Source organism: Brevundimonas sp. BH3 (genome assembly GCF_045345115.1).
Lineage (GTDB): Bacteria > Pseudomonadota > Alphaproteobacteria > Caulobacterales > Caulobacteraceae > Brevundimonas.
Window position 1 is genome coordinate 1886947 of sequence record NZ_CP150796.1, and the last position, 15768, is coordinate 1902714.

The window sequence follows — 15768 nt, forward strand, 5'->3', positions numbered from 1 at the left end:
CGACAGAGGCTGTCAGGTTTCGTTCATCCGGATAAAAACCAAAAAAAGAGCCGCCCCGTTACAGGGCAGCCCTTAATTTCAACGGCTCTGAACGCTTAAGCGGCCAGTTCGCCGCGCGCGCCCTTTTCGATCAGCTCAATGGTTTGCGGAAGGCCATAAATGGCTGCGAACGAACCAAAGCGCGGGCCTTGCGACGCGCCCAGCAGCACTTCGTACAGCGCGCCGAACCAAGCACGTAGCGGCTCGAAATTGTGCTCCTTGCCGACCGCATAGACTTCGTTCTGGATGATTTCGCCATCCGTGGTGTCTTGCGGCAAGGCCTTCAGGCGCGCAGCCAGATCAAGCAGAGCGGTCTTCTCTTGCTCGGTCGGCAGACGATAGACCTTCGAGGGCTTCACGAAGTCCTCGTAATAGTTCAACGCATAGTCCATCAAGCGATCCAGCAGCGGCTCGTTCTCGGGCGTCGCTTCCGGCAGATACTTGGCGAAATAGGCCCAGAGTTGCTCCTTGCTCGAAGCATTGGCCACGCCCACAAGGTTCATCATCAGCGAGAAACTGACCGGCGAGGTCGTCTCCGGCGGATTACCGCCGTGGATTGACCAGACCGCATTGTCGATTTGCTTGTTCGGCTCTTGCGTCTTGAACTGTTCGACGAAGGACATCCAGTCGTCGGTTGCACGCGGGATGACGCCAAAGTGCAGACTCTTGGCCGACTTGGGCGACTGGAACATGTACCAGCTCAGCGATTCCGGCGGACCGTAACGCAGCCACTCTTCCATCGTCAGGCCATTGCCCTTCGACTTGGATATCTTCTTGCCCTCAACATCGAGGAACAGTTCATAGTTGAAACCAACCGGCGGCGAGCCATCCAGAGCACGACAAATCTTGCCGCTCTCTCGCACGGATTCGATCAGGTCCTTGCCGGCCATCTCGTAATCAACGTCCAGCGCGGTCCAGCGCATGGCCCAGTCCGGCTTCCACTGAAGCTTTACGTGACCGCCTGTGACCGGAACCTCGGTACGACCGCCCGCGGGGTCGTCAAACACAATCGTACCCTTTTCGAGATTGCGCTCGAGGGTCGGCACTTGCAGCACATGGCCGGTGATCGGGCTGATCGGCAGGAACGGCGAATAGGTCGCGCGGCGCTCTTCACCCAGCGTCGGCAGCATGATGCCCATGATGGCATCATAACGCTCAAGCATCAGCAGCAAGGTTTCGTCGAAACGGCCAGACTTATAGGTCTCGCTCGACGACATGAACTCGTAGTCGAAGCCGAAGCTGTCGAGGAAGGCGCGCAGGCGGGCATTGTTGTGTGCGCCGAAGCTTTCGTGGGTGCCAAACGGGTCGCGCACCTTGGTCAGCGGCAGATGCAGGTCTTCGCGCAGCATCTCCGGATTCGGGATGCCTTCCGGCACCTTGCGGAAGCCGTCCATATCGTCCGAGAAGGCGATCAGCTTGGTTTCCCAGTGGTCGCCGGTCAGGGCGCGGAATGCGTTGCGCACCATGGTGGTGCGAGCCACTTCGCCGAAGGTGCCCATGTGCGGCAGGCCCGACGGACCATAGCCGGTCTCCAGAATGACCGGACGGCCAAGGCCTTCGAACTGTTTGAGAGCCTCGTCCGCCTTGCCAGAATCGATCAGGGACTGCGCAACAGCGCGATCAGCATCCGACAACCGTTTTTTGAGCACGTGCGCCAGAAGGTTACGGGCTTGCTCAAACGGCCACGAACGGGCCTCACGGGACAGGGTTTCAAGGTTCTGTAGCATAGGCGGGGTTTGCCGCCTCAGAGCCTCAGGGTCAACGGCGACTTATGCCTGAAATGACAGATTTCCCGATCCTATCGCGCTTTCAGCACATTGCGGATCGCCAGACTGGACTGGATGCGCGAAACGCCCGGCAGTCGCGACAGCACATCCTTGTGCAGAACCTCATAGGCCGCCATCGTCGGGGCCACCGCCCGCACGATATAATCGGCCGCCCCCGCCATCAGATAGCAGTCACGGATTTCGGGATAATGGCGCACGGCCTCCTCGAACTTTCGCATCTGCTCATCAGTTTGTTTTTCAAGGGTAATCTGAACAAAGGCCACAATGCCTTCTTCTTCATCCGCCCCCAGAATAACCGTATAGCCGCGAATGACGCCCCGCGCTTCCAGCTGCCGCACCCGCCGTAAACAGGCCGAGGCCGACAGACCGACCTGATCGGCCAAATCGGCATTGCTGATACGACCATCGACCCGCAGTTTCTGAATAATCTTGCGGTCGACCTCGTCCAGCAGCATCACAATTTCCTGTCAGCTTTATCGCAGATAATTGCGAAACCTTTAGCACCACCGCACGTTCAGCTGCAATGAGACAGGAAAGGCCTGATTTTTGCGCGTAGCTTCCCGCCGAAGTCGGCCCGCGTCGGGCCACATATAACGCGAGCGTTTTTCATGCGTGTTCTGGTTCTTGGCGCAGGCGTAATCGGCACCACCACGGCTTGGTATCTTAATCAGGCAGGTCACGATGTGACGGTCGTTGACCGCCTGTCCGGTCCGGCGCTGGAAACCAGCTATGCCAATGCCGGTCAGGTCTCGCCAGGTTATTCGGCCCCGTGGGCAGCACCGAACATCCCGACCAAGGCGATCAAGTGGCTGCTGATGAACCATCCGCCGCTGATCCTGCATGCCAAATATGATCCGGCCATGATCCGCTGGACGCTGGCCATGCTGCGTAACTGCACCTCGGCCCGCTATGCGGTGAATAAAGGGCGCATGGTGCGTCTGGCCGAATATGCTCGCGATGAACTGGACGGACTGCGTCGCAAAACCGGCATCCAGTATGACGGCCGTCAGCAAGGCACGCTGCAACTGTTCCGCACAGAAAAACAACTGAAGGACGCCCACAAGGACGTCGAGGTTCTGAAATCAGAAGGCGTGCCCTTTGAGCTGCACGATCCCGAGGGTTGCCGTCGTATCGAGCCGGGTCTGGCCCATTCGGAAGTTCCCTATGTGGGTGCCCTGCGTCTGCCGGGTGACGAAACCGGCGATTGCCGTATCTTTACCGAAACCCTCGCCAAGATGGCCGAAGATGCCGGTGTGAAATTCCGCTGGAACGAAACCATCAGCGCGGTCCAGCGCGAAGGCGACAAGATCACCGGCGTTATCACCGACAAGGAAACCCTGACAGCCGACGCCTATGTCATGGCCATGGGCTCATGGTCGCCCATGATGGCCAAGGCTCTGGACCTGAAACTGCCGGTCTATCCGGTAAAAGGCTATTCGATCACCGCCAACATTATTGACGAAGCGCGCGCGCCGGTCTCGACCGTGATGGACGAGAGCTACAAAGTGGCCATCACCCGTCTTGGCACCCGCATCCGCGTAGGCGGCATGGCAGAACTGAACGGCTTCAACAAAGACCTGTCACCGAAACGTCGCGCCACACTGAACTATTCGGTCGACAGCCTGTTCCCCGGTGCCGGTGATCTGCAAACTGCCGAGTTCTGGTGCGGTCTGCGCCCGAATACGCCGGATGGCACACCGATTGTCGGCACCACCAAATATTCCAATCTGTGGCTGAACACCGGCCACGGTACGCTGGGCTGGACCATGGCCTGTGGCTCGGCCGCCGTGATTGCCGACCAGATTTCCGGCAAGAAAGCCGCCATCGACACCCACGATCTGGGTCTGTCGCGCTACTCTGCCTAAAGGCAGCACTTGACCGCACAGGCGGGGAGGTGTTCACCCCCGCCTGTGAAAACTTCCGACTTCGATTTCGACCTGCCCGAAGAGCGCATTGCCCTGCGCCCTGTTGATCCGCGCCACAGCGCCCGCTTCCTGATCGTCAAGGACGGTCAGCTTGAAGACCGGATTGTGCTGGACCTGCCCGACTTTCTGGAGCCGGGCGATGCGCTGGTGTTCAACGACACCCGCGTCATCCCTGCCCGTATGAGCGGTATCCGCGAGCGCGTCGGCCCCGAAGGCGAAACCCTGACCGTCGAGGTCGAGGCGACGCTGCACCACCGCGATGCCCCCGATGTCTGGTCGGCCTTTATGAAGCCCGGCAAACGCCTCAAGGTCGGCGACCGTGTGCGTTTTGGAACCGACACCGATCGCGCCTGCGAAATGGGTATGCTTGATGCTGTGATCGAGGCCAAGGGCGAAGACGGGCTGGTCACGCTCAAATTCGAACTGGCAGGCCCCGCATTGGATGATGCCATCCGCAATGTCGGCGTCATGCCCCTGCCCCCCTATATCGCTGCCAAACGGCCCGAGGACGACAAGGATCTGTCAGACTATCAGACCGTCTTTGCCGAACATGACGGCTCGGTCGCCGCCCCGACAGCAGGTCTGCACTTTACCCCTGAACTGTTGGAAGCCCTGAAGGCGCGCGGTGTATCCACACATGCTGTGACCCTGCATGTGGGCGCTGGCACCTTCCTGCCGGTCAAGGCCGACGACACCAAAGACCACAAGATGCATTCCGAGTGGGGCACCGTCTCACGCGAAACCGCAGATGCGCTGAATGAAGTTCACGCGCGCGGTGGCCGTATCGTTTGTGTCGGCACCACATCCCTGCGCCTGCTGGAAAGCGCAACGGGCGAAGACGGCATCATCCGCCCCTTCCACGATGACACGGCCATCTTCATCACCCCCGGCTATCGCTTCAAGGCCGTGGATGTGCTCATGACGAACTTCCACCTGCCCAAATCTACCCTGTTCATGCTGGTCAGCGCCTTTGCCGGTTTCGACACCATGCAGGCCGCCTATAAGCACGCCATCGAGAACGAGTACCGCTTCTACTCCTATGGTGACGGAAGCCTGTTGTTCAGGCAGTAAGGTCTTCCAAGGGGGGAGCTTACCAATGAACACTATTCGCAATGGCTCGTTTATAGAGCTGTTTGTCACGACCTTTATCGTCGCAGCGGCGTTTCAGGTCGCCATGTCGGTACTCGGCATTCTGTTGGCCGTCCTTAGTCCCGGCCTGTTCCACATGAACGGGCAAGCCGCGACCTCGCCGGTCGGGGCCATCGGCGTTCTGATTTTCTTGCTGGTATTCAGCTTGCTTGTTAACGCCACGATCTCGGTCGCAGGCGCAGGTATCGTCTTGGGCCTTCGCCGCTTCCTGCCGGCAAAAGCCTGATCGCAAAGCGTCCGCTCAGAACAGACCAACCGCTGCGTCGGCCCAGATCACCAGAACAGCAAGCACGATGACCGCTCCTGCCACCCAGCGGGCGCGGGCGGTCAACAGCTTCCATACGGCCAGTTCATAGATCAGGCCCGCACCGACCAGCAGCAGGGCCGCAAAGGCAAAGTCTTCCGATCCCCATGCCACTTCGTGCGTGAATTGCATGGCAATAGCCGGAAGAGCCAGAAGCACGGCAATCGCGCCCCACATGAATGGGCGACGATAACGGGCCAGTGGTGACTGAGGGCGGGAACGGGCAACCATGAGAGTGGGTCTTTCCAAAAAGACGCGTTTAACAAGGTCTGGATGCGGATGATCGTCTTTCAATCTGCAACGCTTGCCAAGGTCAGCGGTTCGCGGTTCCAAACATTAAATCATCACGACGTTTTATTCCTGCGCCATACCGGCCTATAGAGCAGGTATGGTTACGCACTATGACGATCTGCCCGAAGACCTTTCCGCCGCGCTTGATATCCTCGCTTCGGCATCCAGTGTGATGCAAGACCCGTGGTGGGTGTTTGGCGGTGCAGCTATGGTTCTGGCAGGACTGACCGACTGGCGCGTGCCGGATGTGGATGTGTTGTGCAGCGTCCGTGATGCCAAGGCCCTGATTGATGCCCTTCATGGCGAGGTCACACCCGACCCCGGTGAAGGCCTGTTCCGCTCGCGCGTTTATGGTCAGATCCTGACCACGCCGGTTCCAGTCGAGGTCATGGCAGATTTCGAGGTTCGCAACGGTGGCGAATGGACAACTGTCACCTTCAATAGTCGCATCCCTGTGGCGGTTGATGGCGGACGCATCTATATCCCCTCCGTCGCCGAGCAGATCGAGACTTGCAAACTGTTTGGCCGCCCCAAGGACCTGCAGCGCGCCGAACAGCTTCAGCGCCTGCTCTAACCGCGTAAGATTACTTTGACCTTCCCGTTCGATATCAAGGCCACAGATGGCCGCGCCCGTACCGGCGTCCTGAAAACCGCCCGAGGCGATATCCGCACACCTGCCTTCATGCCGGTTGGCACCGCTGCCACCGTGAAGGCCATGACGGTCGATCAGGTCAACCAGACCGGTGCCGACATCATTCTGGGCAACACCTACCACCTGATGCTGCGCCCGGGTCCGGAACGCATGGAACGTCTGGGTGGTCTTCACAAGTTTATGCGCTGGGACAAACCAATCCTGACCGACTCCGGCGGCTTCCAGGTCATGTCCCTGTCTGGCATTTCCAAGCTGACCGAAGAGGCTGTGACCTTCTCCAGCCATATCGACGGCTCCAAGCACGTTCTAACGCCAGAACGCTCGATCCAGATTCAAGCCGACCGCCTCGGCTCGGACATCGTGATGCAGCTGGACGAATGTGTCGCCTATCCGGCCGAGGAAAAACGCGCCCGTCAGGGTATGGAATTATCGGCTCGCTGGGCTGTGCGTTCCAAGAACGCCTTTGGCACGCGTGACACCCAGGCCCTGTTCGGCATCCAGCAAGGTTCGACCTACGAAAACCTGCGCAAGGAAAGCTCCGAGCGCCTGCAGGAAATCGGCTTTGACGGCTATGCCATCGGCGGCCTTGCCGTTGGTGAAGGCCACGAGGCCATGTGCGAAGTCCTCGACTACGCGCCGGAGTTCCTGCCGAAGGATCGTCCGCGTTACCTGATGGGTGTCGGCAAGCCGATCGATCTGGTCGAGGCCGTCTATCGCGGCGTCGATATGTTCGACTGCGTGCTGCCGACCCGCGCTGGCCGTCATGGTCAAGCATGGACGTGGGACGGCCCGATCAACATCAAGAACGCCAAATTCGCGGAGGACGAAAGCGCACTGGACCCGATGGTTCCCTGCCCTGCCTCTCAGGATTACAGCCGCGCCTATCTGCACCATCTGGTGAAGGCAGACGAAATCCTTGGTAAAATCCTGCTGAGTTGGCACAACATCGCCTTCTTCCAGGCCCTGACCGCAGCGATGCGCGAGGCCATCGAGAAGGGCGAGTTCGAACAGTTCCGTAAGGACTTCCGCGCCCGTCACCTCAAGACCTAAGCCGGATACAAAAAACGGGGAGCTTCGGCTCCCCGTTTCTATTTGATGGATTTAGTGGCGCTGATAACCCGCAGGGGCCGCAGGCGGGGCGCAATTCTTTTGCTGGCCGATCCCCTTCAGGAAGGCGCGGCGCTGTAGGCCCGCGCGAACGGCCGCTTGCACTTCCTTGCTATGGCGATCTGCACCGGTCAAACGGCGCACCCATGAACGTGCCGGTATAAAATCGGTCACAGTGCTGCGAACCGCATCCAGCGTCGCATCGGCGGCAGCATCGGCAGCCTTGTCACCGATATCTGCTTCTTCTGTGCTGGCAGCGGCATCCAGATCGGAACCGAGTGCTTCGTCCAGTCGGCCAATCTCGGCGGCTATGGCCGAACAGGTTCCCATACCTTGGACACTATAGGGAGCAGCCGCAGCCTCGTTCAAAACAGCCGGTATTTCCTGCCGCACTAGGTTCAGATCTTCCAGTGGAGCCTGCAAAGCGCTGCCGAGACCGGAGTTCACCTGTTCAACCCCTCTGGAGGCAGAAGAGGTCGCAGACGACGGCGATAGGGTGCCGCAACCCGCAAGCGCAATGCCCGCTAAGGCCAATGTGGCGATGGATGTTGTTTTCATAGTCAAGCTAACCGCTCCCCGCACAGGTTGTTCCATCTTCGTAGACGCAAACAACTAGACTGTCGCGCACGCGACAGTGCAAAGGCACAACTTGATTAAAATGTCGGGGAAAGTGATTTTCGCAGTGGTACGCCCCCCCGGGCTCGAACCGGGGACCCTCTGATTAAAAGTCAGATGCTCTAACCAACTGAGCTAGGGGCGCACACTGCGAAATCAAACACTTAGCTGCCGCTTGGGGAGGCCCCGTGGGCGACCGCTCCGTGTGAGGGCGGTTTTTGTTGTATTCCGCCCTGAAGGTCAAGGGCCAGTTTGCAAGGAAGTGCTCTTTTTCCGAAATGAAGCGCTTTTTTTAGTGGTCAGCCCCTGTTTGAAGCCTTTTTAGCCATGCAAAAGCGGTCAGATGGAACCAAAACGAACTTTTTGCTCTTCATAAGACGTTGAAATCTCTACGGATCGATTCGCATTACGAACCGGTTGCGAATCCCTTCCAGGACTGCGGCGATACAAAAGGTTACGAGAAACCATGCCCGTACAGCCTCGTATTGCGTTAGCTCTTCAGGATTCACAGACGGTTCATAGGCTGCGTTTCAATAAGCGTAATATTATGCCGGTAGGCTGGGCCTGACCGGAGCCTTGTCGGCATTGGCAATCTTTGAGAACACCATGACCTTTCGCATGTCCCACACCACCGCATATATCGCCCTTGCGCTTGCTGGCGGCCTGATCCTGTCAGGTTGCGACAATTCCTATAACGCTTCCGACTCGGCCGTCATGGAGGTTGAACAGGTGGAAGACGCCGCTCCTGCCGCCGAAGAAGCGGCTGCCCCTGTCGCTGCCGAAACGTCACAACCCGCACCGGACACCGCCCCCACCGAAACCCTGCCACCAGCAGTCCAGAGTTCCGAAGAATCGGTACAGCCCGAAAGCGAAACGCTTTTCTATTAATCTTGAACACGAAGGCTGCCATCATGGCGGCCTTCGAGCACATTTGTTCCCGCAGCTCACGAAAGATACCTTTGCGGCTTCTCGTTGAGCCGTCTTTGGGAAGGACTTGTTTTGACCGGTCGCCACGGCTTTCTGTTTTCCAGCGTCGCAGTCTGCGCTCTGGTTATGTCCGCAACGCCGAGTTTGGCCGCACAACCGCGAGCCACATTTGAATTCTGCTCGCCCCAAAGAAGCAATTATGGCGATCTTGACGACCGACTGCGTCAGGCCATTGGCGAAGCGGGTGGAAACGAACTCGCCACAGCTTCGCGCAGACGCGCATCCACCGAGCGCGCCATCGAGCTGGCCACCGAGCTTTTGCGCTCGGAGGGATATTATGGCGGTTATGTCAGCCATACCGAGACAACAGGCACCAATGCACCGCCGCATCTGTGCGTCTATCCCGGTACGCGCTTTACGGTTGATGATCCGGCCATCAAGTGGACCGACAGCCTGCTGCTGGTAAACATCACCAACAAGCCGACTTCAATCGAGGACGAAGCCAATATCCCGCCCGCAACGGCCAGCGATATTGCCCCGCCCAACGATCCTGCCAGCAACCGCACCATCACCTATGACACGCGCGTTTTTGATACCGCGCCGCCCGTACGGCCTGCAGACGACCGTAACGAAGCCCGCAATGTTGTTGAAGATGCCCGCAAAGCAATACAGCTTGAAGGCAAGCCCGCGCGCGCTGAGGACATTATAGCCGCCGAGGCCCGTATCCTGCGCGCCCTGCGCGAAGACGGTTTCGCCGATGCCCGCGCCCATCCACGGCAGGTTCACGTCATCCACCCGGACACCCGTTCCGCAGTCTCGTCTCCACAGCGTGATCCGGAGACGGGAGAAATTTTGACTGTGCCATCCGCCGATGCGGAAGCAGAGACTCCCGGCAATGAAACGATTGCCCGCCTTGCGGAGCAGCTACATCAAGAGCTGATCGGCTCGACCCCGCCCGCACAAAATGTCACCGATGAATCCAATGGAGCCATCAGTCCGGACAGTCAAAATCCACTAGACCGATTGCAAAATGGACAGGGCGCAGACGGTAACGACGACGCGGCCCTCCCTGCCCCGGTACCGGAAAGCCAGCGCTATGCAGGTCATACGGGCAATGTGGTTATTCCCTTCTTCGTGATTCAGGCCGGTCAGCTGGTTCGCCTGAAAGAAGATGTCTTCTTGCTGGGTACGGATGACATTTCGACCTCTGCCCGTGGCTCTCTAGCGTCGCGCGCAGAGACTTCACGCTCCCGTTCCGATGATAGGAACACCGCTGCCCGCGACAGTCGCACTGATGAAGACACACCGCGCACGCGAACACGACCGAAATTCGTTCAGTCTTTAGTCACGTGGAAAGAAGGCGATATCTATTCGCCCGAACTTCTGAACCGACTGGAAAAAGACCTTTCGGATACCGGCGTCTACAACTCGGTATCTGTCAATCTGGAGCGCCCGGCCCAGCCTATCCAGACGATCGAAGATGGCGTTGCCGGCCCTACGCGCAATACGGATACTGCAGACACCGATGCCCTGCGTGAAGTTCAGGTGCAGTTGGTCGACCGCGATAAGAAACTACTAGAAGCGGCCGTGTCCTATGCCACACAGGACGGCGTCGGTGTCGAACTGGTGCAAAGCCAGTTCAACCGTTTTGGTCAAGCCGACACTCTTCGCTACATCTTGCGCCTGGCCGATATCGACAGCCGTATCGGTCTGGACTGGACCCGCCCGCACTTCCGCAAACGTGGACGCACCATTTCGGCCAGCGCCTTTGTCGTCAATGAAATCACCGATGCCTATGAACGTCAGGCTCTGACTATCGATGCCGATGTTTCAGAGCGTCGTGGCGACAAATGGTGGGCCTCGGTCGGGCTTGGTCTGGATACCGGACGTTATGCCGAGGTGCGTTATGACCCGATCACGCAACAGGCGCTGAATCTGGATCGCGATCTGGCCATTGTGACCCTGCGCGGCGCTATGCGCACAGATCAGTCCAATGATCCACTGGACCCGACCCAAGGCTGGAAGGCCAGCCTGTCTGTACAGCCCACTGCCGTGACGGGTGAAGACACTGTCTTCTTCCTGCGGACTGTGGGCGATGCCAGTGCCTATTACGGACTGGGCGAGGACGACGCCACGGTTCTGGCTGGCCGCGTCAAGATCGGCTCCATTGTCGGCGGTGACGAACTGGTTATCCCCTCCTCGCGCCTGATGTATTCGGGTGGCGGCGGATCGGTTCGCGGTTATTCCTATCAAAGCATCAACCCGCGCCTGCCTGACAATACACCTCGCGGGGGCCTTGGCCTGTTTGAAGCCTCATTCGAGGTTCGCCGCGACGTTCGTGACAATTGGCAGGCTGTGGCCTTTGTCGATGCCGGTGCTGTCGGCTTCGAGGCCACCCCCAACCTGAGCAATATGCGATACGGTGCCGGGGTGGGTGTTCGCTACAAACTGCCATTCGGTCCGATCCGCGCCGATGTTGCCTTCCCTCTGAACAAGCGTGAAGGTGACTCCGACTTCCAACTCTATATCAGCATCGGCCAGTCGTTTTGACCGAAACGCCCTCCACGCCAGAACCTGAACACACACCTGAACACGAAGCCGCGACTTCCGAAGAACAGGCTCCTGCCGAGCGCGCGAAAAAGCGCCGCCGCAAACGCTCGCTTTTGCGTACTGTCGCGGTCTTTACGGGGATAGGTATTGGAGCTCTGGTGGGGGTGGGCGTCATCGCCCTTGTTGGCGGGCGCTATTACCTATTGTCCGATGCCGGTCGCGGACTGGTCACCAGTTTTATTGCCGGCAAGAAGATCGGTCGTTACGGGGCCATCAAGGTTGAAGGCGTCAAAGGAGACCTGTTTGACGATTTCACTATCGACAAAATCACGGTCACAGACATCAACGGAGCGTGGCTGACTGCCGAAGATGTGCGCGTGGACTGGTCGTTCTGGCCGCTGGTCATGCGTCGTTTCCACGCCGACGAGATCACGGCCAAGAGCATTAATGTGCTGCGCCGTCCGGTTCTGGAGCCACCGACGGAACCCAGTGGTCCCATGCCCATCAGTGTGGATATCGACAAGTTCGCAACCGACATCCATCTGATGGAGGATTTCTCCAAGGAATATGGTCACTGGCGGCTTTCCGGCGATGCGAATATTCCGCGCAACGGCGCAAAAAAGGCCAATGTCGATGCGCGGAGTCTCAGCCGTCCGGGCGACTTCCTGAAACTGGCCGCAACCTTTAGCGACAAGCCCGAAGAACTGCGTCTGAACCTTCAGGCACAGGAGGCCATGGGCGGCCCTCTGGCGGGAGCCATGGGCTATTCGCCGGATGTGCCTTTCTCTGCGGTCGCCGTGGTGGATGGCAACCGCGCCGACATCGTGATGAAGACCGGCAACTTTACCCCGCTCAGCGTCAAGGGGCGCTTCGCCGAGGAAGGTTCACGTCTGTCCGGCTATATGGACTTCTCGGGTTCAGATCTGCTGGCCCCGTTTATCGACCGGATCGGTCGCACAGCAAGGATCGGCTTTGCCGCCTTCCCCGACAAACAACGTGAAGGTGTGCAGAACATTGGCTGGCGTCTGATTGCTGACAACATCCAGTCATCCGCCTCCGGTTCCGTGCTGACCAAGGGCGGCATGAAGGCCGAGAACATTGCCCTAGAGGTCGCAACACCGTCACTCTCGCGCCTTGCCGGCGTGAAACTGGCCGATGCCACCAGCTTCAAAGGCGTTTTTAGCGGCGATGCCAGCGAGTTCTCGCTGAAAGGCGATCTGGCCGCCGAGAATGCCGAGGTGACCGAATATCGCATGGCCCGTCTGGCTGGTCCGGTGGAGCTGTCGGCAACACGCGGCGAGTATAATCTGCAGGGCCAGCTTCGCGCTGCAGGGGCTTCTACAGACGGTATGATTGGCGGCCTTCTGGGATCAGCGCCATCACTGGATGTGTCCCTCTCCATGCTTAAGGACGGGGCCATTCTTCTGCGCAAGATCGACTTGCAAGGTCAGGCCGCCAGCCTGACCGGATCAGGCGGACGCAATCTGGCCGGTGGCCTGAAGTTTGACGGCGACATCGCCCTCAAGGACCTGTCACGCCTGTCGCCCAAGGCCAAGGGCGCTTTCAATGCTCGTATCTCGGCCAGTTCCCCGCGCGCCCGCGCGCCGTGGAGTTTGTCGCTGGACGGCATAGGCAACCGCATCAAGACCGGTTTTACCGAAGCGGATCGTCTGCTGGGTGATCGTCCCAAACTCAAACTGTCAGGCAATTTGAACCAGGGCGTTCTGTCCGTGACGCAGGGGCGTCTGGACGGCGACAAGAATACCTTCGTCAATGCTATGGGCCAGTTCAACAACGGCAATCTGGCGCTTAAGCTGAACTGGAATGCTGCGGGCGAGTTCCTGATCGGCCCGATTTCCATCCCTGAATCCATCCGTGGATCGGGTGCCCTGACCGGCAGCCTGAACTATCCGGTCGTCAATCTGCGTTCAGACTTCAAACAAATCCGTCTGGCCGACAATGTGTCGCTGGATAATGCCATGCTGGCAGTCAATTACAGCAAGCGTCCGCACGCCAATCAGACGAATGGCTTTGTCGATCTGCGCGGCACAATGGGCGGCCATCCGGCCTATGCCCGCAGCTTCTACAGCTTTATTCCCGACGGCATACGCCTCAGCGACCTGAACGTGAATGCAGGCGGCGTCCGTGCCGCCGGTTCCGTCACCCTGACCGGCTCCACCCCGTCCAGAGCCGACCTTCGTGTCTCGGCCCGTCCGGGGGCACTAGTCCAGTCCGGCTGGCTGGATGGCACGGTCAAACTGGTCGAGAACGAGCCTAGCGCCATCAATATCCGAGGACGCAACCTGCGCATCGCGGGCGTCAATATCCCGATCAATACCGTGGATGTGGCGGGTACCGGCTCGCTGGAACGTCTTGAGCTGACAACCCTCAATATCGGCATCGGCGGTGCCTTGCCGGTGCAATATAATGGTAGCCTGATCTATGAAAATGCAGGCGATCAGCACAGCTTCTATCCGGTCGGAACCGTGGCGCTGCGTGGTCAGACCTTGCGTGCCGCTGCCCCATCCTATGTCCGCATCAACAAGGACCGTGTCTATGCGGATCTGCCGCTGACCAATGCCGCAGGTGCGCGTGTCGTGCATCTGACGGCCAAGGATGGCGCGCGTTCTGGTTTTGGCTATGATCGCCACAGCTGGCACCTTCATGCCAACCTGAATGGCTTGCCGATTTCGTTGCTGGTGCCCGACATGCGCGGCAATATCAGTGGTGAAGTGCTAGTTGGCGATGCCGGACAATATCTAAGCGGCACGACGCGTGGACTGAAACTCGACAACCTTGCCACCAGCGATGCCGAAGGCAGCAATGCCACCAGTGTTGACCTGAATGTACAGGCCACGCTGGATGCCAACGATCTGAAGCTGCTGGTGAACAGTCCTCTGTTGAACAATGCCGGTTCGACCCCGAACGCCAGCAATCTGGATGTGACGGTTCCTGTAACCAATACGGGTTCGCTGTTCGGCCTCGGGGTCAATATGGACGGCCCGCTGTCCGGCATGGTTCGCACAAATGGCCAGATCGGCCCGTTGTGGAACCTGTTCGACGGACTGGATCGCAAGATGTCAGGCCGTCTCACCACCGCATTGACCATCAGCGGAACCCCCAAGGCACCGTCGATCGACGGCGCCATCCACCTGCGTGACGGCACGTTCGAGGATGTCGCCACCGGTGCCCTGATCCGTAAGCTGAATCTGGACGCCCATGCCTCCAATAACGGTGTCTCGGTCCAGCATCTCAGCGGCAATGACTTCAGTCAGGGCACTCTGTGTGGCTACGGTTACGTGGCCCTGCGCCCCGGCTATCGTCAGACCCGCGTGGAATCCGAACTGCCCCCCTGCGAAGGCTGGCAGGCGGACAATGCCCGTAATGCCCGCATAAGCAGCGGCGGCCTGACCGTTGATCTGAACAATTTCCGTATTGTCCGTTCTGAAACCGCGACGGTCGTGGCCTCGGGCAAGATCAATGCCCTGCACAATGGCTCGGTCATCAATCTGACAGGCCGTCTGGACGTGAACAGCGCCGAGATCAGCCCGACCTTCCCGCCCAGCACGGGCATTACCCGTATGGACGTGGTCGAGTACAACCGTCCGGCTCATCTCCCCCCGCTCCAGAGAGCAGCAGCACGCCCCACCTCCGGCAATGGTCAGAGCAATGCTTCTGGCTTCTCCGATCTGGGTCGCACGCCGGTACGTTTGAACGTCAATCTGAATGCTGAAAGCATCATGGTTCGCGGTCGCGGACTGGACCTGATGCTCAGCTCCAATGCGAGCATACAGGGATCGTTGACTTCACCGCGTCTGAACGGCCGCGCCGAAGTGGTGCGTGGTACCTACGAGTTCGGCGGCAAGCGTTTCAGCTTCGATCCGTCCGGCTATGCCACGCTTGATACGTCTCCCGAGCGGATCAGGCTGAACCTGTCGGCTCGCCGCGAGGATGCCGACATCACTGCCGTCATCAATGTGACCGGCACGGCGGCTATGCCCCGTATCGAGCTGACATCAGAGCCGGAACTGCCGCAGGACGAAATCCTCGCGCGTGTCCTGTTCGGTCGCTCGGTCACGCAGCTGTCGGCCATCGAAGCGGCGCAACTGGCCTCCAGTGTCGCCTCTCTGGCAGGTGGTGGCGGTCTGGATGTTCTGGGCGGTTTGCGTCAACTGGCACAGCTGGACAGCCTGTCCTTCAGTGGTGACGGCACCGACCTGATGATTTCGGGCGGACGTCGCATCGGCAAGAACCTGTTCCTCGAGATCCAGAGCGGTGGCCGCAACGGTCCGGCCATCAATGTGGAATGGCAGGTCCGTAACAATGTGGCTGTGACCTCAACTATGGAAGGCGATGGCGATGCCATCATCTCGGTTAGATGGCGCAAGCCCAGTAACTAGTGATCAGGGCACAAACAAAAAG

At 59.1% G+C, this 15768-nt stretch carries 12 protein-coding genes and 1 tRNA gene; 8 read left to right on the forward strand and 5 right to left on the reverse strand.

Annotated elements, in window-relative coordinates:
* Positions 1-95: 95 nt before the first annotated feature.
* Positions 96-1766: a lysine--tRNA ligase gene (locus WEU32_RS09245; protein ID WP_406851689.1), complete on the reverse strand. Its 1671-nt coding sequence runs from the start codon at positions 1764-1766 to the stop codon at positions 96-98.
* Positions 1767-1837: 71 nt separating this feature from the next.
* Positions 1838-2281 carry an Lrp/AsnC family transcriptional regulator gene (locus WEU32_RS09250; RefSeq protein ID WP_312136736.1) on the reverse strand — a complete coding sequence of 148 codons (444 nt, stop codon included), beginning with the start codon at positions 2279-2281 and terminating at the stop codon, positions 1838-1840.
* A 153-nt stretch (positions 2282-2434) separates the two neighbouring features.
* Here WEU32_RS09250 and WEU32_RS09255 point away from each other — a divergent pair, with 153 nt between their 5' ends.
* From WEU32_RS09255 to WEU32_RS09265, 3 genes are read left to right on the forward strand one after another with little or no spacing between them, the layout of a single operon-like run.
* Positions 2435-3691 (forward strand): D-amino acid dehydrogenase, encoded by a 1257-nt coding sequence (locus tag WEU32_RS09255; RefSeq protein ID WP_406851690.1) that lies wholly within the window; start codon positions 2435-2437, stop codon positions 3689-3691.
* Between the two features lie 45 nt (positions 3692-3736).
* Positions 3737-4822: a tRNA preQ1(34) S-adenosylmethionine ribosyltransferase-isomerase QueA gene (gene queA / locus WEU32_RS09260; RefSeq protein WP_406851691.1), complete on the forward strand. Its 1086-nt coding sequence runs from the start codon at positions 3737-3739 to the stop codon at positions 4820-4822.
* Between the two features lie 25 nt (positions 4823-4847).
* A complete protein-coding gene (locus WEU32_RS09265; protein ID WP_406851692.1) occupies positions 4848-5126 on the forward strand; it encodes a hypothetical protein in 279 nt (92 codons plus the stop codon).
* 15 nt (positions 5127-5141) lie between these two features.
* On the opposite strand, the gene WEU32_RS09270 is transcribed toward WEU32_RS09265, so the two are convergent.
* The gene (locus tag WEU32_RS09270; RefSeq protein WP_406851693.1) at positions 5142-5435 is read right to left on the reverse strand and encodes a hypothetical protein; all 294 of its coding nucleotides are present in this window, start codon (positions 5433-5435) and stop codon (positions 5142-5144) included.
* 157 nt (positions 5436-5592) lie between these two features.
* Here WEU32_RS09270 and WEU32_RS09275 point away from each other — a divergent pair, with 157 nt between their 5' ends.
* Together WEU32_RS09275 and tgt are read left to right on the forward strand one after the other, a co-directional pair.
* Positions 5593-6069 (forward strand): hypothetical protein, encoded by a 477-nt coding sequence (locus WEU32_RS09275; protein WP_312136731.1) that lies wholly within the window; start codon positions 5593-5595, stop codon positions 6067-6069.
* A 15-nt stretch (positions 6070-6084) separates the two neighbouring features.
* Complete coding sequence (gene tgt, locus WEU32_RS09280) at positions 6085-7197, forward strand: tRNA guanosine(34) transglycosylase Tgt (RefSeq protein ID WP_406851694.1); 1113 nt, start codon at positions 6085-6087, stop codon at positions 7195-7197.
* Between the two features lie 51 nt (positions 7198-7248).
* Here the strand turns inward: tgt and WEU32_RS09285 are convergent, their stop codons facing one another.
* Both WEU32_RS09285 and WEU32_RS09290 read right to left on the reverse strand, forming a co-directional pair.
* Positions 7249-7812 (reverse strand): hypothetical protein, encoded by a 564-nt coding sequence (locus WEU32_RS09285; protein ID WP_406851695.1) that lies wholly within the window; start codon positions 7810-7812, stop codon positions 7249-7251.
* Positions 7813-7937: 125 nt separating this feature from the next.
* Positions 7938-8014 (reverse strand) — tRNA-Lys (locus tag WEU32_RS09290).
* 461 nt (positions 8015-8475) lie between these two features.
* Between WEU32_RS09290 and WEU32_RS09295 the strand changes: the two genes are divergently transcribed.
* From WEU32_RS09295 to WEU32_RS09305, 3 genes are all read left to right on the forward strand, one after another.
* Complete coding sequence (locus tag WEU32_RS09295) at positions 8476-8757, forward strand: hypothetical protein (protein WP_312812667.1); 282 nt, start codon at positions 8476-8478, stop codon at positions 8755-8757.
* A 111-nt stretch (positions 8758-8868) separates the two neighbouring features.
* Complete coding sequence (locus tag WEU32_RS09300) at positions 8869-11346, forward strand: autotransporter assembly complex protein TamA (RefSeq protein ID WP_406851696.1); 2478 nt, start codon at positions 8869-8871, stop codon at positions 11344-11346.
* Positions 11343-15746, forward strand: coding sequence for a translocation/assembly module TamB domain-containing protein (locus WEU32_RS09305; protein WP_406851697.1), 4404 nt, complete (start codon positions 11343-11345; stop codon positions 15744-15746). The genes WEU32_RS09300 and WEU32_RS09305 overlap by 4 nt, the downstream gene beginning before the upstream one ends.
* Positions 15747-15768 lie beyond the last annotated feature (22 nt).